19 protein-coding genes are annotated in these 19,020 nt (G+C 57.9%); 8 read left to right on the top strand and 11 right to left on the bottom strand.

Annotated elements, in window-relative coordinates; genetic code table 11:
- The first annotated feature begins 352 nt into the window (after window positions 1–352).
- From KPHS_33540 to KPHS_33520, 3 genes are all read left to right on the top strand, one after another.
- On the top strand, window positions 353–562 hold the full coding sequence (locus tag KPHS_33540; protein YP_005227654.1) for a cold-shock protein: 210 nt from the start codon (window positions 353–355) through the stop codon (window positions 560–562).
- A gap of 187 nt (window positions 563–749) precedes the next feature.
- A complete protein-coding gene (locus tag KPHS_33530; RefSeq protein YP_005227653.1) occupies window positions 750–2,498 on the top strand; it encodes a division-specific transpeptidase in 1,749 nt (582 codons plus the stop codon).
- 61 nt (window positions 2,499–2,559) lie between these two features.
- Window positions 2,560–3,354, top strand: a complete 795-nt coding sequence (locus tag KPHS_33520; RefSeq protein ID YP_005227652.1) for a ribosomal RNA large subunit methyltransferase A — start codon at window positions 2,560–2,562, stop codon at window positions 3,352–3,354.
- Between the two features lie 3 nt (window positions 3,355–3,357).
- Here the strand turns inward: KPHS_33520 and KPHS_33510 are convergent, their stop codons facing one another.
- The 5 genes from KPHS_33510 to KPHS_33470 form a co-directional block, all read right to left on the bottom strand.
- Entirely contained in the window at window positions 3,358–3,924 is a 567-nt protein-coding gene (locus KPHS_33510; RefSeq protein YP_005227651.1) for a manganese efflux pump MntP, read from the bottom strand.
- Window positions 3,925–4,342: 418 nt separating this feature from the next.
- Entirely contained in the window at window positions 4,343–4,801 is a 459-nt protein-coding gene (locus KPHS_33500) for a DUF986 domain-containing protein (RefSeq protein YP_005227650.1), read from the bottom strand.
- Between the two features lie 62 nt (window positions 4,802–4,863).
- Window positions 4,864–5,715 (bottom strand): mannose-specific PTS system protein IID, encoded by an 852-nt coding sequence (locus KPHS_33490; RefSeq protein YP_005227649.1) that lies wholly within the window; start codon window positions 5,713–5,715, stop codon window positions 4,864–4,866.
- 12 nt (window positions 5,716–5,727) lie between these two features.
- Window positions 5,728–6,528: a PTS enzyme IIC, mannose-specific gene (locus KPHS_33480; protein ID YP_005227648.1), complete on the bottom strand. Its 801-nt coding sequence runs from the start codon at window positions 6,526–6,528 to the stop codon at window positions 5,728–5,730.
- Between the two features lie 56 nt (window positions 6,529–6,584).
- Complete coding sequence (locus KPHS_33470; RefSeq protein YP_005227647.1) at window positions 6,585–7,556, bottom strand: PTS enzyme IIAB, mannose-specific; 972 nt, start codon at window positions 7,554–7,556, stop codon at window positions 6,585–6,587.
- A 458-nt stretch (window positions 7,557–8,014) separates the two neighbouring features.
- Here KPHS_33470 and KPHS_33460 point away from each other — a divergent pair, with 458 nt between their 5' ends.
- A complete protein-coding gene (locus KPHS_33460; protein YP_005227646.1) occupies window positions 8,015–9,562 on the top strand; it encodes a putative transmembrane protein in 1,548 nt (515 codons plus the stop codon).
- Window positions 9,563–9,595: 33 nt separating this feature from the next.
- On the opposite strand, the gene KPHS_33450 is transcribed toward KPHS_33460, so the two are convergent.
- The 5 genes from KPHS_33450 to KPHS_33410 form a co-directional block, all read right to left on the bottom strand.
- Complete coding sequence (locus KPHS_33450; protein YP_005227645.1) at window positions 9,596–11,173, bottom strand: EAL domain-containing protein; 1,578 nt, start codon at window positions 11,171–11,173, stop codon at window positions 9,596–9,598.
- A 40-nt stretch (window positions 11,174–11,213) separates the two neighbouring features.
- Complete coding sequence (locus tag KPHS_33440; protein ID YP_005227644.1) at window positions 11,214–11,348, bottom strand: hypothetical protein; 135 nt, start codon at window positions 11,346–11,348, stop codon at window positions 11,214–11,216.
- A 7-nt stretch (window positions 11,349–11,355) separates the two neighbouring features.
- A complete protein-coding gene (locus KPHS_33430; protein YP_005227643.1) occupies window positions 11,356–12,720 on the bottom strand; it encodes an L-serine ammonia-lyase 1 in 1,365 nt (454 codons plus the stop codon).
- A 162-nt stretch (window positions 12,721–12,882) separates the two neighbouring features.
- A complete protein-coding gene (locus tag KPHS_33420; RefSeq protein ID YP_005227642.1) occupies window positions 12,883–13,461 on the bottom strand; it encodes a CoA pyrophosphatase in 579 nt (192 codons plus the stop codon).
- Window positions 13,462–13,464: 3 nt separating this feature from the next.
- On the bottom strand, window positions 13,465–14,820 hold the full coding sequence (locus tag KPHS_33410) for a para-aminobenzoate synthase (protein YP_005227641.1): 1,356 nt from the start codon (window positions 14,818–14,820) through the stop codon (window positions 13,465–13,467).
- Window positions 14,821–14,908: 88 nt separating this feature from the next.
- On the opposite strand from KPHS_33410, the gene KPHS_33400 reads away from it, so the two are divergent.
- Window positions 14,909–15,094 (top strand): YoaH family protein, encoded by a 186-nt coding sequence (locus tag KPHS_33400; RefSeq protein ID YP_005227640.1) that lies wholly within the window; start codon window positions 14,909–14,911, stop codon window positions 15,092–15,094.
- On the opposite strand, the gene KPHS_33390 is transcribed toward KPHS_33400, so the two are convergent.
- On the bottom strand, window positions 15,095–15,439 hold the full coding sequence (locus KPHS_33390; RefSeq protein ID YP_005227639.1) for an endoribonuclease L-PSP: 345 nt from the start codon (window positions 15,437–15,439) through the stop codon (window positions 15,095–15,097).
- A gap of 131 nt (window positions 15,440–15,570) precedes the next feature.
- On the opposite strand from KPHS_33390, the gene KPHS_33380 reads away from it, so the two are divergent.
- The 3 genes from KPHS_33380 to KPHS_33360 all read left to right on the top strand — a co-directional run bounded on the left by KPHS_33380 (window position 15,571) and on the right by KPHS_33360 (window position 18,942).
- A complete protein-coding gene (locus tag KPHS_33380) occupies window positions 15,571–17,481 on the top strand; it encodes a putative ATP-dependent helicase (RefSeq protein YP_005227638.1) in 1,911 nt (636 codons plus the stop codon).
- A 145-nt stretch (window positions 17,482–17,626) separates the two neighbouring features.
- On the top strand, window positions 17,627–18,322 hold the full coding sequence (locus KPHS_33370; RefSeq protein YP_005227637.1) for a putative glycoprotein endopeptidase: 696 nt from the start codon (window positions 17,627–17,629) through the stop codon (window positions 18,320–18,322).
- A gap of 38 nt (window positions 18,323–18,360) precedes the next feature.
- Entirely contained in the window at window positions 18,361–18,942 is a 582-nt protein-coding gene (locus KPHS_33360) for a Slp family lipoprotein (protein YP_005227636.1), read from the top strand.
- Window positions 18,943–19,020 lie beyond the last annotated feature (78 nt).

Genomic DNA, 19,020 nt, shown 5'->3' with positions numbered 1-19,020 from the left:
TGAGGCAGCGAATGGGCGATATTGGCTGATGCTGTAGCGCCTTGCCAGGGGCGGCAAAGACGCATAAATGTGCAGGCGATCAAATGATTACCTTATAATTTGTGCGAACGATCGAGACACGTTTAAAAATGGCTTGCCATTATTTACGTAGTGTGTGATAACACGTTTCGGGTTAAACGAGGTACAGTTCTGTTTATGTGTGGCATTTTCAGTAAAGAAGTCCTGAGTAAACACGTTGTCGTTGAATACCGCTTCTCTGCCGAACCTTAAATTAGTGCCTCATGCAGTTATGTGTCAGTTTTATCTAGGTAAACGCCAGCAGGCGAAGAAAACAGTCTAAGGAATTTTGCAAATGGCAAAGATTAAAGGTCAAGTTAAGTGGTTCAACGAGTCTAAAGGTTTTGGTTTCATTACTCCGGCTGATGGCAGCAAAGACGTGTTCGTACACTTCTCCGCTATCCAGGGTAACGGCTTCAAAACTCTGGCTGAAGGCCAGAACGTTGAGTTCGAAATTCAGGACGGCCAGAAAGGTCCGGCTGCAGTTAACGTAACTGCTATCTGATACAAGACCACTCTTCTTGTATAAAAGCCTCGCCTGCGCGGGGCTTTTGCATTTTTATTGCAAAGCATGTCATTTTTCCCCCTCCCGTCGCGTCTTGTTGCAAATACTCAACTTTATTAGCATTGTGTAGCAGTCTGTTTTGCTAATTTTCTGTTAAATCAGTTGGTTGCAAAACAATGCCGGAGCTATGGTGCTAAAGAAAAAAACGAAGTCCGCCGCCAGTTTCACCCCGATTCGCTTCGGGTTACTGTGTGTGGCCATTCTCGGTTGTCTGGGGCTGCTGCTGGTCCGCGTGGGCTGGCTACAAATTATCTCCCCCGATAACCTGGTAAAACAAGAAGATATGCGCTCCCTGCGCGAAGAACCCGTAGCGGTTGAGCGGGGGATGATCAGCGACCGGGAAGGACGGCCGCTGGCGGTGAGCGTTCCGGTCAGTGCTATCTGGATCGACCCGCAGACCACTATGGAAAAGGGCGGTGTGGGCTATGGGCCCCGCTGGCAGGCGATGGCCGAAGCGCTGCACCTCAACCTCGGAGAGCTGGCCCAGCGGGTACAGAGTCATCCCCACGCTCGCTTTCTCTATCTGGCGCGTCAGATCAATCCCGAGCAGGCAGAGTGGATCGATAAACTGCATCTGCCGGGCGTCTACCTGCGCGATGAATCGCGACGGTTCTACCCGGCGGGCCACGTGGCTGCCAATCTGCTGGGCTTTACCAATGTTGATAATCAGGGCATCGAAGGGGTGGAGAAAAGCTTTAACGCCCAGTTGACCGGTAAACCCGGGCGACGTCTGGTGCGTAAAGATAAACATGGTAATGTCATTGAGAACATTACCGAAGTGCCGCCGGTACCGGCGCATAATCTGCAGCTGAGTATTGATGAACGCCTGCAGACGGTGACGGAAGACGCCCTCGACAACGCCGTCCGCTGGAACAAAGCAGAGTCCGGGGCGGCGGTATTGATCAAAATTGATACCGGCGAGATCCTGGCGATGGCCAGCTATCCGGACTTCAATCCGAACAATCGCGATAGCGCGACGCTGGATGATTTTCGCAACCGGGCCATCAGCGACACCTTCGAGCCCGGGTCGACGGTCAAACCGCTGGTGATCATGACTGCGCTACAGCAGGGGATTGTCCAGCCAGACAGCGTGGTGGATACCCATCCGTTCGTCCTCGATGGCCATCGTATTCGCGATGTGGGCTATTATCCGGAGCTGAGCCTGACCGGGATCCTGCAGAAATCCAGCGATACCGGCGTGTCCCATCTCTCGCTCGCCATGCCGGTGCAGCATCTGATCGATACCTATAAAGCTTTCGGCTTTGGCGAACCGACGGGGCTGGGGTTGACCGGCGAAAGCGCCGGGCTGATGCCGCATCGCCGCTACTGGGGGCAACTGGATCGCGCCACCTTCGCCTTCGGCTATGGTTTGATGGTCACCCCGCTCCAGCTCGCCCACGTCTACGCCACCATCGGCGGCTTCGGCATTGCGCGACCACTGTCGATTACCCGCATCGATCCGCCGGTGATGGGCACGCGGGTGATGCCGGAGAGTATTGTGCATAGCGTGGAACATATGATGGAGAGCGTGGCGCTCCCGGGCGGGGGCGGTACCAAAGCGGCGGTACGCGACTACCGGGTGGCGGTAAAAACCGGCACGGCGAAGAAAATCGGCCCGGACGGCAAATATATCGATAAGTATGTGGCCTATACCGCCGGCGTGGCGCCCGCCAGTCGACCACAGTTCGCGCTGGTGGTGGTGATGAACGATCCGAGCAATGGTTCCTATTACGGCGGCGCTGTGTCCGCGCCGGTCTTCAGCCAGATCATGGGCGATGTCCTGCGGCTGGAGAACGTCATGCCGGACGGCATGCCGCAAGGGGCGGAGAATCTGATCGTAATGCACGATAGCCACCCACAGGGGCCGGCGCTGTAACAGTGGTCTGCAGGGGCGAATAGCGCTACACTTTCGCCCTTTCAGCAACACCGGAGCCGTCATGTCATACAGTTGCCCCCTTTGTCACGCGCCGCTCAGCCGTAGCGACAACCACTATTCCTGCCCGCAGCGGCACCAGTTCGATCTGGCGAAAGAGGGGTACGTCAATCTGCTACCGGTGCAGTTCAAGCGGTCGCGCGATCCCGGCGATAGCGCCGAAATGATGCAGGCCCGGCGGGCGTTCCTCGACGCCGGACATTATCAGCCGCTACGGGATGCTATCGCTGAGCGGCTGCGACATTACGCCCCTACGGATTTACTGGATATCGGCTGTGGCGAGGGGTATTACACCCACGCGTTTGCCGCCATCGCCAGCCGCAGCTGGGGGCTGGACGTGTCGAAGCCGGCGATCCGCGCGGCGGCAAAACGCTACCCGCAGGTGAATTTTTGCGTGGCCTCCAGCCAGCGCCTGCCATTTTCCGACGCTAGCTTCGACGCGGTAGTGCGCATTTACGCGCCCTGCAACGCCGAAGAGCTGGCGCGGGTGGTGCGTCCCGGTGGTTGGGTGATCACCGCCACGCCGGGTCCCCGTCACCTACTGGAGCTGAAAGGGCTGATTTACGATGAAGTTCGCCTGCATGAGCTGAAGACGGAAGCGATGCTGGGGTTCCGCCTGGAGGCTCAGCAGCAGCTGGCTTATCCGATGATCCTGACGGGAAGTGAAGCGCAGGCCCTGCTGCAGATGACGCCGTTCGCATGGCGGGCTAAAGCCGAAGTGCACGCCGCGCTGCGTCAGCAGCCGACCTTTGGTTGCCAGACCGATTTTATGATCCACTGCTGGCAGCGCGAAGCGTAAAGCTTAACCGGCGAAATGGCTCCAGAGGATTTCGCTGCCGATGCCAATCAGCACGATACCGCCGAGAATTTCGGCTCGTTTGCCAAGCAGCGGGCCGATAAAGCGACCGACCATCATCCCCAGCGTCGACATGATAAAGGTGGCGCAGCCGATCGCCAGCGCGGTGGTCACAATGCTGACCTGCAGGAAGGCCAGACCGACGCCGACGGCCATCGCGTCAAGGCTGGTGGCGAAGGCGGTGGTGACCAGAAGCCAGAAACCATGTCGGTGAGGCGCCTCGCACGCCTCGTCGCTGTCGCCGCGAAAACCTTCGACGATCATTCGCCCGCCGAGAAACACCAGTAAAATAAAGGCAATCCAGTGATTCCACTCGAGGATAAACTGGCTGGCCAGCATGCCAAGCCCCCAGCCGACCAGCGGTGTCAGGGTTTCAATGGCGCCAAAAATCAGCCCGGTGCGTACTGCCTCTGAAAATTTGGGTTTATGCAGGGTGGCGCCTTTGCCGATGGAGGCTGCGAAGGCGTCCATGGACATGCCGAAAGCGAGAAGAATGGTAGCGGATAAATTCATGTGCGTGTCCTGACCGGGGATAATCCATATGACACATCGCTGCCCCCAGTAAACATACGCGGAGCCGCTCAATGGCTGAGCAATACGTACAGCAGTGATGTATCTATGGTCTCGCCTGATTGAATCTCTTCAACCCGTACGTGCCACGTTTTGCAACGAGTATGTTGACACGTACATTTCCTGGCGGGCAGGAAATCGGCTACTCCCCAACGACGGGCGCAACCTTAACATATTTTTAGAATATAAAACAATAACAGAAGAGGGCTATTTTAATAATCAAATGATAACGATTTTCATTTAAATTTATAAGTGAAAAAATAGTTAATAAAAAAGATAAGGTTAGGCGGGAAATATAGCCGTGGCTATAATATTTCTCCGCTGCTAACGGGAATAATATAGCGCTGGCTATATTTTTAAGTCATTGAGTTGTAATGAGAAGTTTGTATATCTTCTCCAGATCGTCGATATTTCGTACGCGTATCAGCAGCCGCCGTTGCTCTAATTGCATCACCAGCACACCGTCCTCGGATAAATTCATCTCTTTAATCCGCTGATATTCTATCCACACGTTGGCGAAGAAAAAGCCGCGCGGTTTAAAAATGATTTTCGGCGTACGGATCCAGAATAAATAGAGCCCCATCAGCGCCAGCGCAGATAATAGCCAGGTGGTGATCGCCGTGCCGTGCTGGGTGATGTTGTTATAGATCAGAATGGCGGTGAGGCCGACAAAGATCATGCCGTCAACGCGACTGCGGCGAAGCAGGGGGATGGCCAGCAGTACCGGGCCGTTTCGCCTCGGCATAATAAACTGGTCATATATCGCGTAGGCCAGTAGCGCAAGGATAAACAGGATGATCACCAGGTCCGTGAAGGTCATTGCTTTGCGTTTCTCCTGATAAAAAAAAGCCGGGGGCAAGCCCCCGGCGTACAGCCTGGAAATTACAGACCCAGCAGGCCGACCGCGTAGCCGGCGATACCGATGACGAAGAAGCCAACGATGATCCACAGCGGGTTAACTTTCTTACGCAGCAGCCACATACAGGCGAAGGTCAACAGCAGCGGCACCAGACCAGGCATCAGCTGATCAAGGATAGTCTGCACCGTGGTGACGTGAACCTGTCCGTCAGAGCCGGTGATTTTTGACACCACCATCGGAATGTTCACATGCGTCCACTTGTTAACCAGCGCCCCCATGACAAACAGGCCGAGGATTGACGCCCCCTCAGTCAGTTTCTGCAGGAAGCCGCCGCCCATATCTTTAACGATATCCACGCCTTTGCGATAACCATAGGCGACACCGTAGTAACGGGTCAGCAGACGCACCGCGTTGAACAGGATAAAGAACAGCAGAGGACCGAGCAGGCTACCGCTCATCGCGATCCCGGCGCCTAAGGCTGCAAACACCGGACGCACGGTACCCCAGAAGATCGGGTCGCCAACGCCGGCCAGCGGTCCCATCAGACCGACTTTGATGCCGTTGATAGCGCCATCGTCAATCTCTGCGCCATTGGCGCGCTGCTCTTCCATCGCCAGGGTTACGCCCAGTACCGGAGCGGCAACGTAAGGGTGGGTGTTGAAAAACTCAAGGTGACGCTTAATCGCCTGCTTACGCGCATCGTTGTTCTCCGGGTACAGACGACGAATCGCCGGAACCATAGAGAAGCAGAACCCCAGCGCCTGCATACGTTCGAAGTTCCATGAACCCTGGAACAGGTTAGAACGAATGAACACGCCACGAATATCACTCTGTGTGAGTTTTTTCTCGGTGGTATTTTTAGTCATATCAACCATTTCGCTCACCTGTTAGTCCAGTTCGTTATCGAGATCGTTGTTACCAGCCGCCTGAGCCGGCGCACCGGCGACGCGGTTATATTTCGGGCTCAGCTGGATGTAGAGGATTGCCATGACCGCACCAATCACACCCAGGGCCACCAGGTTGAAGTTGGTGAAGGCGGCGGTGACGAAGCCGAGGTAGAAGAACGGCATCAGATAGCCTGCGCGCATCATGTTGATGACCATTGCATAACCGACAACCACGATCATACCGCCGGCGATGTTCAGACCGCTGGTGACCACTTCCGGGATAGCATTCAGCAGGCCCTGAACTTCGCTGGTGCCGACGGAAATCGCCACGATAACGGCCGGGATAGCGATACGCATCGCCTGCAGGAACAGGGACGAGACGTGCAGCCACGACAGGGCAGTCAGGTTGCCATTCTCCGCCGCTTTATCCGCCGCGTGCTGGAAGGCCACGGTGATGGTGCGCACGATGATGGTCAGCACCTGGCCTGCCGCCGCCAGCGGGATAGCCAGCGCGATACCGGCGCCGATACTCTGATGGCCGGCAATAACCAGGACGGTGGAAATAATGGACGCCAGCGCGGCATCAGGGGCTACCGCCGCACCGATGTTCATCCAGCCCAGGGCTATCATCTCCAGCGTACCGCCGATGATAATACCGGTTTTCATATCGCCGAGAACGGCGCCGATCAGCGTACAGGCGATCAGGGGACGGTGGAACTGAAATTCATCAAGTACCGACTCCATACCCGCAATACACGCGACGATGAACACCAGCACAATCTGAAGAAGGGTAATCTCCATTGTACTTCTCCTGTTGATTAAGTCTTAAAGTGAAAACTGGGGCGCGATCCGCCGGGTTATTTATCAACCTTAGCGATCAGATCCATCATTTTCAGTTTCGGGTCGGTGGACACTTTACGTGCCTCCAGCTCGATACCGCGGGCGTTCAGCTTTTTAAACGCCTCAATATCTTTGGCATCGACTGAAATCGCGTTGTTAACCTGGGTTTTACCCTGGCGGAACGCCATACCGCCGATGTTGACGCTGGTGATTTTCACGCCGCCCTCGACGATACGTTCAACGTCGGTCGGGTTAGTAAACAGCAGCATAACGCGCTGTCCGGCATACTTGGGGTTGTTGTAGACGCGGATCATTTTGGCCACATCCACCACGTGAGCGGTGACGCCCGGCGGCGCAACCTGGGTCAGCAGAGTTTTACGCACGGTATCCGCGGCCACTTCATCACTGACAACGATGATGCGGGTAACGTTGGTCTCTTTGGTCCAGCGGGTGGCGACCTGACCATGGATCAGACGGTCGTCTATACGCGCAAGGCCAATTACCATGTAGTCGTTCGGGCCCATGGGTTTGGCCGGTGCGGCGGCTTTTGGCGCTGCGGCAGGCGCGGGCGCAGGGGCCGCTTTTTCCACCGGTTTGGCTTTAAGCGCTTTCACGCCTTCGCTGCCGGTTTCAACCGCTAAGGCGACCAGTTCATCAAAGGAAGGATCGTCGTCGCGGGCCATGAAGGTTTCCACCAGCATCGGGATATTGACGCCGGCGATAACTTCGTAATGCTCTTTATCGACGACAATGCGGCTCGCAGCGTTGAAAGGGCTGCCTCCCCATGTATCGACGAGAAATAGCACGCCTTTACTGGTATCCAGTTTTGCCAACTGGGCGTTGTATTTCTCGATCAACGTTTCGGCATTTTCACCCGGAACGAAATCGATCCAGCCAACGTTTTCCTGCTCGCCCAACAGCATTTCTGCTGTTTTCAGCAGCTGTTCTGCAGCCCAACCATGTGTGCCTATTACAATAGCAATCGTCACTTGCTACCTCCTTTATTATCGTGAATGCATCATCTGCTTTGATACATCCTGAATCACTCTTGAGGACAAAATCGATTCAGTTAGGGTGTAAGATAGAAAATAGTTACTACCGCGAATTATTTTAGACAGTGAAAAAATAATTAATGTGATGAAGATCCGTTAATCACGTATCGTCTGCGAATAATTTTGCAGCGCAAAAAATAGCCTTAGTTATTGCAAATTCAGGTAAATTATTTCCAATTTCGATCTATATTTTGCTATGTTTAACTTCCGTTTAATTACTCAGGAGTATAGGGCATAGCCCGCAGTATGGACCGTCATCGACGTCTTTTCACTTTCTGGCATCTGATTGCCACCTCTACGTATCCCGCATTTCTTTCAGCACCTGGTGTCGCGCCCCTGCATGGCATGGCGATGACTGACCTTGCCGCAAACCGGAGTCGTACATGGAATTGTTAATGGATCCCTCAATCTGGGCCGGCCTGTTGACGCTTATCGTTCTGGAAATTGTGCTCGGTATCGACAACCTGGTGTTTATTGCCATCCTGGCGGACAAACTGCCGCCGAAGCAGCGCGATAAAGCGCGTCTGATCGGCCTGTCACTGGCGCTGGTGATGCGCCTGGGGCTGCTGTCGGTCATCTCCTGGATGGTGACGCTGACGAAACCACTGATTACCATCGCCGATTTCTCCTTTTCCGGGCGCGATCTCATCATGCTGCTCGGCGGGATCTTCTTGTTGTTTAAGGCGACAACCGAGCTGCATGAACGGCTGGAAAACCGCCAGCACGATGCCGGTCACGGTAAAGGCTATGCCAGTTTCTGGGTAGTAGTATTGCAGATAGTGGTGCTGGATGCCGTCTTCTCCCTGGACGCCGTGATCACGGCGGTCGGGATGGTTAACCATCTGCCGGTGATGATGGCGGCGGTGGTGATCGCGATGATCTTGATGCTGCTGGCCTCCAAGCCGTTGACGCGCTTTGTCAACCAGCACCCGACGGTGGTCGTGCTCTGTCTGAGCTTCCTGTTGATGATTGGCCTTAGCCTGGTGGCGGAAGGGTTTGGCTTCCATATTCCAAAAGGGTATCTGTACGCGGCGATCGGTTTCTCGATCATTATCGAGTTCTTTAACCAGGTGGCGCGCCGTAACTTTGTTCGCCACCAGTCGACGCTGCCGCTGCGCGCTCGGACCGCGGATGCCATCCTGCGCCTGATGGGCGGCCGCAAACAGGCCTCCGTCAGCCATGACGCAGACAGTCCAGCCGCGGTGCCCGTTCCTGAGGGCGCCTTTGCGGAAGAAGAGCGCTACATGATTAACGGCGTGCTGACCCTGGCCCAGCGCTCCCTGCGCAGCATCATGACCCCGCGCGGAGAAATCAGCTGGGTCGACGCTGAGCAGAGTGAAGATGAAATTCGTCGTCAGCTGCTGTCGTCGCCGCACAGCCTCTTCCCGGTCTGCCGCGGAGAGCTGGATGAAATCATTGGTATCGTGCGGGCGAAAGAGATGCTGGTGGCCCTGGAGTCGGGGGAAAACGTCGCGGCGCTGGCTTCTGCCTCCCCGGCAATTGTCGTTCCGGAAACGCTGGACCCGATCAATCTGCTCGGGGTCCTGCGTCGGGCGCGCGGCAGCTTCGTCATCGTAACTAATGAATTTGGCGTGGTGCAGGGGCTGGTCACGCCGCTGGACGTCCTTGAAGCCATTGCCGGTGAATTCCCGGACGCTGATGAGACGCCAGAGATTGTCATCGATGGCGATGGCTGGCTTATTAAGGGGTCGACCGACCTGCATGCGCTGCAGCAGGCGCTGGGGCTGGATCCACTGATCAATGACGATGAGGATATTGCCACCGTTGCCGGGCTGGTGATCTCCGCCAATGGTCATATCCCGCGCATTGGCGACGTCGTGTCGCTTCCGCCGCTGCATTTTACCGTAGTGGAAGCGAATGATTACCGGGTGGATCTGGTGCGCGCGGTGGTCACTCGTCCGCCGAGCGACGAAGAAGAGTAATCGCCAGGCTCGCCGGCCGCTGCGGCCGGCGAGTTATTCTGTCGTCTCGCTCTCACCCTCACTCTCCTCCCTGCTGGCCAGCCACGCCGGGAACGCCTCCACCGGCATCGGCCGCGCATAATAAAACCCCTGCAGCACATCGACGCCGTGGCTACGCAGGTAGTTTTCCTGCTCCAGCGTCTCCACCCCTTCGGCAACGGTAACAATATGCAGGCGGTTGGCGAGGGCGATAATAATATCTGTCACCGTCGCGTTCACGCTATCTATGCCGACCGAGCTGGTGAACGAGCGGTCGATCTTCAAAACATCCGGGCGCAGCTTTTCCAGCCATGAGAGCGAAGTATTGCCGGTACCAAAATCATCGATCGCCAGCTGTACGCCCTTAAAGTGCAGATGTTCGGCCATATGCTGGTCGCCATCCTGCAGGACATCGCGTTCGGTTAGCTCGACCACCAGCTGCTGCACCGGATCCACGCTGAACCAGTAATTGTGCAGGTCGCGCAGCAGGAGTCCGTTAGCGAAATGGCGCGCGGCGACATTGATCGCGATGTGAAAATGGCGGTCGCGAGGAAAAGCGTCCAGGCGGCGAGCGGTTTCGGCAATCACATAGCGGGTGAGAGGGATGATCAGATTATTGCCTTCGGCGATGGGGATAAATACCTCCGGCGAAATCGTCCCACGGCGGGGATTATTCCAGCGCAGCAGGATCTCCACCCCGCAGCAGAGGCCGCTGCGCGCATCCTGCAGCGGCTGGCACCAGAGGGCAAACTCCCGGGCCGAAATGCCAAGGCTTATTTCCCGCGAGAAACTCATTCTGCCGGCGGTGGCCAGCCAGGCGATGCCGGTCATTAGCAGGCTAAAAATCAGCGCCAGCGGCAGCTCGCCGGGCAGCTCCTCAAGCGCAATCGCCGAGGCGCCAGGGCCGTTAATATTGACAGTAAACGGAAACTCCGTAGAGCGCTGGCGATAAATCACCGTGCCCTGCGGGACATGCGCTTTTTCGAGAAGCCCATGGCGGCTGCTAAAATAACGATCGCCAACCTGCAGGCTGACGTCGCTGATCAGGGCCGATTTTTCATTAAGAATTAAGGTTCCCAGCAGCTCAATATTCACCACCAGCATCACGCCGTCCAGGCCGCTCTCCGCGGCTGGATACCATTGGATCAGTACCGGCGAGCCTTTGAGCAAGGAGCTGTCGTTCGAGAAGAGCAGCAGAGGGCGGGGCGCAGGAAGCGCGGGCTGCAGGCGATGTAAGTCTGCCTGTCGCGGGCCAAAAATACTGGAACAGTAAACGATACCTGACGTGACGAGGGCGACGGAACGAATGGTTTGCAACGAGGCCGCCATTTTGCGCAGCGTCAGATGGATATCAGGGCAGGGTTTGCCCACCAGAGGGAGCAGGGTGGCTCGCTGCGCGCTTAGCGGGCGCAATATGTCATTGAGCGCCGCCACCCGTTGGCTGGCGGCCGTGCGAATATAATCTTCATTTACGCTGCGCTGCGAAATAAATCGGATGGCTAATGTGGCGCCCAGGGTCGCCAGGGCTACCAGCAGGCAGACAATAATGCGTTTGTGACGATAGGCAGTAATGACTTTTTGTGCAGTCTGCATGTGCGACACCCTGTCGACAGGACGAGTGGTTAAGCGTGGCTTATTTGATAGAGCAAGTGTAGTGGCAGAATATCGCCAGGTATAGAAAAAAGAAAATGCGCCGTTGAAGGCGCATCAGGGAGATTTCAGTCACCAGGGTTAACCCCCTGCGCGCTTTGCGGGCGCAGAGGGGCACGAAAAGTTTAGTCACACTGAACTTTAATCGCCAGGCCGCCGCGCGAGGTTTCGCGGTACTTGGCGTTCATGTCTTTACCGGTTTCATACATGGTCTCGATCACCTTATCGAGCGAGACGCGCGGTTCGCTGGTGCGGCGCATCGCCATTCGCGCGGCGTTGATCGCCTTGACGGAGGCGATGGCGTTACGTTCAATGCATGGCACCTGCACCTGGCCGGCGACCGGATCACAGGTCAGGCCGAGGTTGTGTTCCATGCCGATCTCCGCTGCCACGCAAACCTGTTCCGGGCTGGCGCCGAGCAGTTCAGCCAGGCCCGCCGCCGCCATCGAGCAGGCGACGCCCACCTCGCCCTGACAGCCGACTTCCGCGCCGGAAATGGACGCATTCATCTTGTACAGCGCGCCGATCGCCCCGCAGGCCATAAAGTAGCGAATATAAATCTCCGGGCTGACGGACTCGATAAAGTGATCGTAATAGGCGAGTACCGCCGGAACGATGCCGCAGGCGCCGTTGGTCGGCGCGGTTACCACGCGACCGCCGGCGGCGTTCTCTTCATTGACCGCCAGCGCGAACATATTGACCCAGTCAACAACGTTCATTGGATCGCTGGAGAGCTTATCGCTGGCCACCAGCAGACGACGCAGCGCCGAGGCGCGACGCGGTACGCGCAGCGGGCCAGGCAGCACGCCCTCGGTGTTCATCCCGCGGTCGATACAGGCGCGCATGGTCTGCCAAACGTTGGCGAAATAATCCTCGATCTCTTTTTTGCTGTGCAGAGCCAGCTCGTTCTGCATCACCATCCCGGAGAGCGACAGGCCAGTCTCTTTGCAGTAGGCCAGCATTTCCTGCGCCGATTTAAATGGGTAGGGCACCTGCAGTTCGTTGGCGTTTTCCTTACCGAAGTGCTCTTCGTCGACAATAAAGCCGCCGCCGATCGAGTAGTAGGTCTTGCAGTAGATCTCTTTCTCGCCGGCCCAGGCGTGAATGGTCATGCCGTTTTCGTGCAGCGGCAGGTTGTCGCTGCGAAAACGCATGCCGTCATCCGCCGGGAAGTCGACCTCATGCTGGCCGTTGGCCAGCAGCAGACGACCGCGCGCTTCGACGTCACGGATAAAAGCCGGGATCGCGTCAATATCGACCGTATCGGGCTGATTGCCCGCCAGTCCCATGATAATGGCGATGTCCGTATGGTGGCCTTTGCCGGTTAATGACAGTGAACCGTAGACGTCAACCGCCACACGAGTCACTGCATTAAGCAATCCTTTTTCGACCAGGTCATCGACGAACTGTTTTCCGGCCTTCATCGGGCCAACAGTGTGGGAAGATGAGGGACCAATCCCCACCTTGAACATGTCGAATAGACTAATCACGATAATACTCCTGACAGGGTTACCGCGGGTGCGGTAACGATGTAATAACTGCGCATAGTGTAAGAGGGAAGCGCCCTGTCAGTTCAACTATTCACATGAATTAAACTAATGGCTAACCGCGATTTTACTAATAATGAGAGCGCCCTCTCATTATCAGTATAGCTAAGGACGTGCGCCAATTTGCAGCGCCAGCTCGCGAATGATCCCGGCGGTCATTCCCCAGACAAAATAATGCTGGTACCAGGAGAGCCAGACGCGGTGGTCGTTGCCCCGGCGGTGGATATCGAGCGGATGGTAGCGCCCAAGGCGCAGGGCTTCGGCGAGCGGCATTTCAAATACCGCGGAAACTTCGTCCTGGCTGGCGTGATAGTGCAGATCCGGGGGAATAATGCCCACCACCGGCGTCACCTGAAAGCCGGTGACGCTGTCCACCGGCGGCAGGACGCCGATCACCTCGACCGCCTCCGGCGGGATCGCCACCTCTTCCTGAGCTTCGCGCAGGGCGGCGGCGATAAGCGTCGCGTCGGTATTATCTACTGCGCCGCCGGGAAAGGCGACCTGGCCGGCGTGCTTGCGCAGCAGCGGCGAACGCTGGGTCAGCAGCAGGCCGGGCTGCGGCCGGCGCACGATCGGCACCAGCACCGCCGCCTGCCGCTGATTGAGCGCATGGCGCGAAGGCTGCGGGCGCAGAAGCTGAAAGCGGGACAGAAAATCATCCAGATTAAGGGCGCGATCCGCCATGGTCTAGTTCTCCAGTTGCTGCAGGATACGATTAACTTTATCAAAAGTTTCCTGATATTCCGCCGCTTCCTCGCTATCCGCCACAATTCCGCCGCCGGCGGAGCAGTACAGCTGTCCCTGCCATGCCGTCAGGGTGCGAATGGTGATGCTGGTATCCATATTGCCGCAATAGCTCAGGTAGCCAATGCTCCCACACCAGGCGTTGCGACGCTGGGGCTCCAGTTCATCGATAATCTCCATCGCCCGCACTTTCGGCGCGCCGGTGATCGAGCCGCCGGGAAAGGCGGCGCGCAGCAGGTCGCTGGCGTGCAGCGTCATTGGCAGGCGGGCGGTGATGGTGCTGACCAGATGATGGACCGCCGGGAACGGCTCCACCACGAACAGCTCGGGGACCCGCACGCTGCCCGGGACGGCGACGCGGCCGATGTCGTTGCGCATCAGGTCGACAATCATTAAATTCTCGGCGCGATCTTTCGGCGAATTCGCCAGCTTCTCAGCCTGCTGCGCATCTGCCAGCGGCGAATCGAGCCGCGGCAGGGTGCCTTTTATCGGCCGCGTCTGGATCTCCCACTGGCGCAGCTGGATAAAGCGCTCCGGCGACAGGCTTAAAATCGCCCCTTCATCGAGGCGAATAAAGGCGCTAAAGGGGGCGCGGTTGACGGCGTTCAGCTGGCGGAAGGCCTGCCATTCATCACCGACGTAGCTGGCCTGAAAACGCTGGGCGAGGTTGACCTGATAGCAGTCGCCGCTGTGCAGATAGGCCTGTACCTGGCGAAATTTTTCGCCGTACTGCTGGCGGCTCATATTTGACTGCCAGGCAGAGGTCAGGGCGAAGGTTTCACCCGGCGTCGGCGTTTGCGCCTCCAGCCACTGTAGACGCTGCTGCGGGTCGTCATAGCTGAGCAGCGATATCTGTTGGCGCTGGTGGTCGACGATAAGCGCCCAGTCATAGATCCCCACCGCCATATCCGCCAGCGCGATATCGGCCTGCGCGTGCGAAGGGAGACGCTCAAAGCGACGGCCCAGGTCGTAACCGAATAATCCCAGCGCGCCGCCGAGAAACGGCAGATCGTCATGGGGTTGCGGCGTGAACGGCTGACGATCCAACTGCTGCTGCAGGAGCTGCAGCGGATCTTCCGCTGAGACAACAACGGTTTCGCCGTCGTCGACCCACGTCTGTTCACCGCGCGTCAGCAGCGTGGCGCGCGGGGCAGCCACCAGAATATCAAAGCGGTTATGCGGATGGTCGGCAAAGCCGGAATGCAGCAGCATCGCCCAGGGCAGGGCGCTTAACGGCGCAAAATAGTGTTCGGCCGCATCCGGGCGCCAGGGCAGGGTAATAATCGCGGGGGACAACATCTTTCTCGATCCTGAACGTTGCCGCCCCTCTGGCGTAGTTGGGGACGGCGTGAAATAATTACGCCCCACAATGTAGCAGGAGTAAAAGATGTTTGCAGGTTTACCTTCGCTGAGCCACGAGCAACAGCAAAAAGCGGTCGAACGTATCCATGAGCTAATGGCTCAGGGGATAAGCAGCGGCCAGGCGATTGCCCTGGTGGCGGAAGAGCTGCGCGCAACGCATACCGGCGAGCAGATCGTTGCGCGCTTTGAAGATGAGGATGAGGACGAGTAATTACACCGCGGCGATAATTTTGATCTCAACTTTATACTGCGGGTTCATCAGCGTCGCTTCCACCGTGCAGCGTACCGGGGCGTGACCAGCCACCACCCACGCGTCCCAGGCTTTATTCATCGCCGCAAAGTCGCTTTTATCGGCGAGGAAGATGGTGGCGTCAAGAATACGCGACTTGTCGCTGCCCTGTTTTTCCAGCACCGCGTCAATCTGCGCCAGGGTATTGGCGGTCTGCTCGAAAGCGTCGGCATCGAGATTTGCCGGCACGCCGGTGTAGTACAGGGTCTGGTTGTGGATCACCACGTCTGACCAACGGGCTTCGGCATCAATACGCGTAATTGTCATTGCTTTTTCCTCTTTAAGCATTCCATTCGGCTGCGGCAAGACTGCCATAATGTGCCGCTCGCGTCACTACCCGGACTGGCGAAACGCCGTCCTCCCTGACATAATCACTGTCCAAATAACCAGGGGGCAATGTGATCGACGATTTTGCAGCAGACGGCCAGCTAGCCAAAGCCATACCGGGATTTAAACCGCGCGAGCCGCAGCGCCAGATGGCGGTGGCGGTCAGCGAAGCGATTGAGGCCTCCCGGCCGCTGGTGGTGGAAGCGGGGACCGGAACCGGTAAAACCTACGCTTACCTGGCGCCTGCGCTGCGGGCGAAAAAAAAGGTGATTATCTCCACCGGCTCGAAAGCGCTGCAGGATCAGCTTTACAGCCGCGATCTGCCCACCGTCGCCAAAGCGCTCAAATTCACCGGGAAACTGGCGCTGCTCAAAGGGCGCTCCAACTACCTGTGTCTCGAACGTCTTGAGCAGCAGGCGCTGGCGGGCGGCGATCTGCCGGTGCAAACCCTCAGCGATGTGATCCTCCTGCGCTCCTGGTCGAATCAAACCCAGGATGGCGATATCAGCACCTGCGCCAGCGTCGCGGAAGACTCTCAGGCCTGGCCGCTGGTCACCAGCACCAACGATAACTGTCTCGGTAGCGACTGCCCACTGTATAAAGATTGCTTCGTGGTGAAGGCGCGTAAAAAAGCGATGGACGCCGACGTGGTGGTGGTCAACCATCACCTGTTTCTGGCCGATATGGTGGTCAAAGAGAGCGGCTTTGCCGAGCTGATCCCCGAGGCGGAAGTGATGATCTTCGATGAAGCCCATCAGCTGCCGGATATCGCCAGTCAGTACTTTGGCCAGTCGCTCTCCAGCCGCCAGCTGCTGGACCTGGCGAAAGACATCACCATTGCCTACCGCACCGAACTGAAAGACACTCAGCAGCTGCAAAAATGCGCCGACCGCCTGGCGCAAAGCGCGCAGGATTTCCGCCTGCAGCTGGGAGACCCGGGCTACCGCGGCAATCTGCGCGAGCTGCTGGCGGACAGCCACATTCAGCGAGCGCTGCTGCTGCTCGATGACGCGCTCGAGCTATGCTATGACGTCGCCAAACTTTCGCTGGGTCGCTCGGCGCTGCTCGACGCCGCTTTTGAGCGCGCCACCCTCTATCGCGGGCGCCTGAAGCGGTTGAAAGAGATCAACCAGCCGGGCTACAGCTACTGGTATGAGTGTACCTCGCGCCACTTTACTCTCGCGCTGACGCCGCTGACCGTGGCCGAGAAGTTTAAAGAGGTGATGGCGCAGAAGTCGGGGAGTTGGATCTTTACCTCGGCGACGCTGTCGGTGAACGACGATCTGCATCACTTTACCGCCCGGCTGGGGATCGACGAGGCGCAGACTCTGCTGCTGCCGAGTCCCTTTGACTATCAGCACCAGGCGCTGCTCTGTGTGCCGCGCAACCTACCCCTGCCGAACCAGCCCGGCGCAGCGCGACACCTGGCGGCGATGCTCAAGCCGCTGATCGAGGCCAACGATGGTCGCTGCTTTATGTTGTGCACCTCGCACGCCATGATGCGCGATCTGGCGGAGCAGTTCCGCGCCACCATGACGCTACCGGTGCTGCTGCAGGGCGAGACCAGCAAAGGCCAGCTGCTGCAGCAGTTTGTCAGCGCCGGCAACGCGCTGCTGGTGGCTACCAGCAGCTTCTGGGAGGGAGTCGATGTGCGCGGCGACGCGCTGTCGCTGGTGATTATCGATAAGCTACCGTTCACCTCGCCGGACGATCCGCTGCTAAAAGCGCGGATGGAAGATTGCCGGCTGCGCGGCGGCGATCCCTTCGATGAAGTGCAGCTCCCGGATGCGGTGATCACCCTCAAGCAGGGGGTGGGTCGCCTGATCCGCGATATCGACGATCGCGGGGTGCTGGTGATCTGCGACAACCGGCTGGTGATGCGCCCCTACGGCGCGGTGTTCCTGGCCAGTCTGCCGCCGGCGCCGCGAACCCGCGATATCCGTCGAGCGGTGCGCTTTCTCGCCGTACCGCCGGCAAGGTAATCCGCACTAAAATGTGTTAAGCTGCGCGCCATTTTGTTAATTAGCGGTTCCCAATAGACTTCGGGCGGCATGGCGGCGGGTTGGCCGTTTGCCGGAAATCAGGCTGCCTGAAGGCCTGAACTATGTAACGAGAGCGTGACCACCCATGCGAATTTTGGCTATCGATACCGCCACAGAGGCCTGCTCCGCGGCTCTGTGGAATGATGGCACCCTTAGTGCTCATTTCGAAATTTGTCCCCGCGAACATACCCAACGTATCCTGCCGCTGGTGCAGGAGGTCCTCACCGAGAGCGGCACCACGCTGAGCGAGCTGGACGCGCTGGCCTTTGGCCGCGGTCCGGGCAGCTTTACCGGCGTGCGCATCGGCATCGGTATCGCCCAGGGGCTGGCGCTGGGCGCCGAACTGCCAATGATTGGCGTTTCCACGCTGGCCACCATGGCGCAGGGCGCCTGGCGCAAAACCGGCGCCACCCGTGTGCTGGCGGCCATTGATGCGCGTATGGGCGAAGTCTACTGGGCCGAGTACCAGCGCGACGAGCAGGGCGTCTGGCATGGCGAAGAGACGGAAGCGGTGCTCAAACCGGACGCGGTAGCCGAACGGCTGGCACAGCTTTCCGGCGAATGGGCCACCGTCGGCACCGGCTGGCAGGCGTGGCCGGATCTGGCGAAAGCGAGCGGACTGACCTTGAGCAGCGGCGAAATTGAATTGCCGGCGGCGGAGGATATGCTGCCGTTAGCCTGTTACCTGCTGGCGGCGGGGAAAACCGTGGCCGTGGAGAAAGCGGAGCCGGTTTATTTGCGAAACGAGGTGGCGTGGAAGAAACTTCCAGGCCGCGAGTGAATCTCAGTAACAAGAAGACTGAGAAAAGGAGTCGCATCATGGCGGGTCAAAAACAGGGCGTTCGCTGGCTGTTAGCCGCAGCGGTTGCCGTTGCGCTAAGCGGTTGCGTATCGGTGCCGGATGCCATCAAAGGCACCAGCCCGACGCCGCAGCAGGATTTAGTGCGGGTGATGAACGCCCCGCAGCTGTACGTTGGCCAGGAAGCGCGCTTTGGCGGTAAGGTGGTCAATGTGCAAAACCAGCAGGGGAAAACCCGCTTAGAAATCGCCACCGTACCGCTGGACAGCGGCGCGCGGCCAGTGCTGGGCGAGCCGTCCCGCGGAAGGATTTTTGCTGACGTCAATGGCTTCCTCGATCCGGTGGATTTCCGCGGTCAACTAGTGACCGTGGTCGGACCGATCGCCGGGGTGGTTGACGGCAAGGTGGGCAGCACGCCGTATAAATTTATGCTGATGAACGCCACCGGCTACAAGCGCTGGAACGTAGTGCAGCAGGTGGTGATGCCTCCGCAACCTATCGACCCGTGGATGCTGGGTCCGCGCCCCTGGGGCTACGGCTATGGCGGCTGGGGCTGGTACAATCCCGGCCCTGCTGAAGTGAGAAACGTTGTAACCGAATGATTTTGTTGTTTATGTTAGTTCAAAGAAACAGCGGCCGGTCCGCTGTTTCTTTGTTTTCAGTCGAATAAGAAAAAAAAT

The organism is Klebsiella pneumoniae subsp. pneumoniae HS11286, from assembly GCF_000240185.1.
GTDB lineage: Bacteria > Pseudomonadota > Gammaproteobacteria > Enterobacterales > Enterobacteriaceae > Klebsiella > Klebsiella pneumoniae.
This window is presented reverse-complemented; position numbering and strand designations above follow the sequence as displayed.

Coding starts and splice junctions, on each gene's coding strand:
- KPHS_33540 (YP_005227654.1), top strand. CDS start 353: ATGGCAAAGATTAAAGGTCAAGTTAAGTGGTTCAACGAGTCTAAAGGT.
- KPHS_33530 (YP_005227653.1), top strand. CDS start 750: ATGGTGCTAAAGAAAAAAACGAAGTCCGCCGCCAGTTTCACCCCGATT.
- KPHS_33520 (YP_005227652.1), top strand. CDS start 2,560: ATGTCATACAGTTGCCCCCTTTGTCACGCGCCGCTCAGCCGTAGCGAC.
- KPHS_33510 (YP_005227651.1), bottom strand. CDS start 3,924: ATGAATTTATCCGCTACCATTCTTCTCGCTTTCGGCATGTCCATGGAC.
- KPHS_33500 (YP_005227650.1), bottom strand. CDS start 4,801: ATGACCTTCACGGACCTGGTGATCATCCTGTTTATCCTTGCGCTACTG.
- KPHS_33490 (YP_005227649.1), bottom strand. CDS start 5,715: ATGGTTGATATGACTAAAAATACCACCGAGAAAAAACTCACACAGAGT.
- KPHS_33480 (YP_005227648.1), bottom strand. CDS start 6,528: ATGGAGATTACCCTTCTTCAGATTGTGCTGGTGTTCATCGTCGCGTGT.
- KPHS_33460 (YP_005227646.1), top strand. CDS start 8,015: ATGGATCCCTCAATCTGGGCCGGCCTGTTGACGCTTATCGTTCTGGAA.
- KPHS_33450 (YP_005227645.1), bottom strand. CDS start 11,173: ATGCAGACTGCACAAAAAGTCATTACTGCCTATCGTCACAAACGCATT.
- KPHS_33420 (YP_005227642.1), bottom strand. CDS start 13,461: ATGGCGGATCGCGCCCTTAATCTGGATGATTTTCTGTCCCGCTTTCAG.
- KPHS_33410 (YP_005227641.1), bottom strand. CDS start 14,820: ATGTTGTCCCCCGCGATTATTACCCTGCCCTGGCGCCCGGATGCGGCC.
- KPHS_33400 (YP_005227640.1), top strand. CDS start 14,909: ATGTTTGCAGGTTTACCTTCGCTGAGCCACGAGCAACAGCAAAAAGCG.
- KPHS_33390 (YP_005227639.1), bottom strand. CDS start 15,439: ATGACAATTACGCGTATTGATGCCGAAGCCCGTTGGTCAGACGTGGTG.
- KPHS_33370 (YP_005227637.1), top strand. CDS start 17,627: ATGCGAATTTTGGCTATCGATACCGCCACAGAGGCCTGCTCCGCGGCT.
- KPHS_33360 (YP_005227636.1), top strand. CDS start 18,361: ATGGCGGGTCAAAAACAGGGCGTTCGCTGGCTGTTAGCCGCAGCGGTT.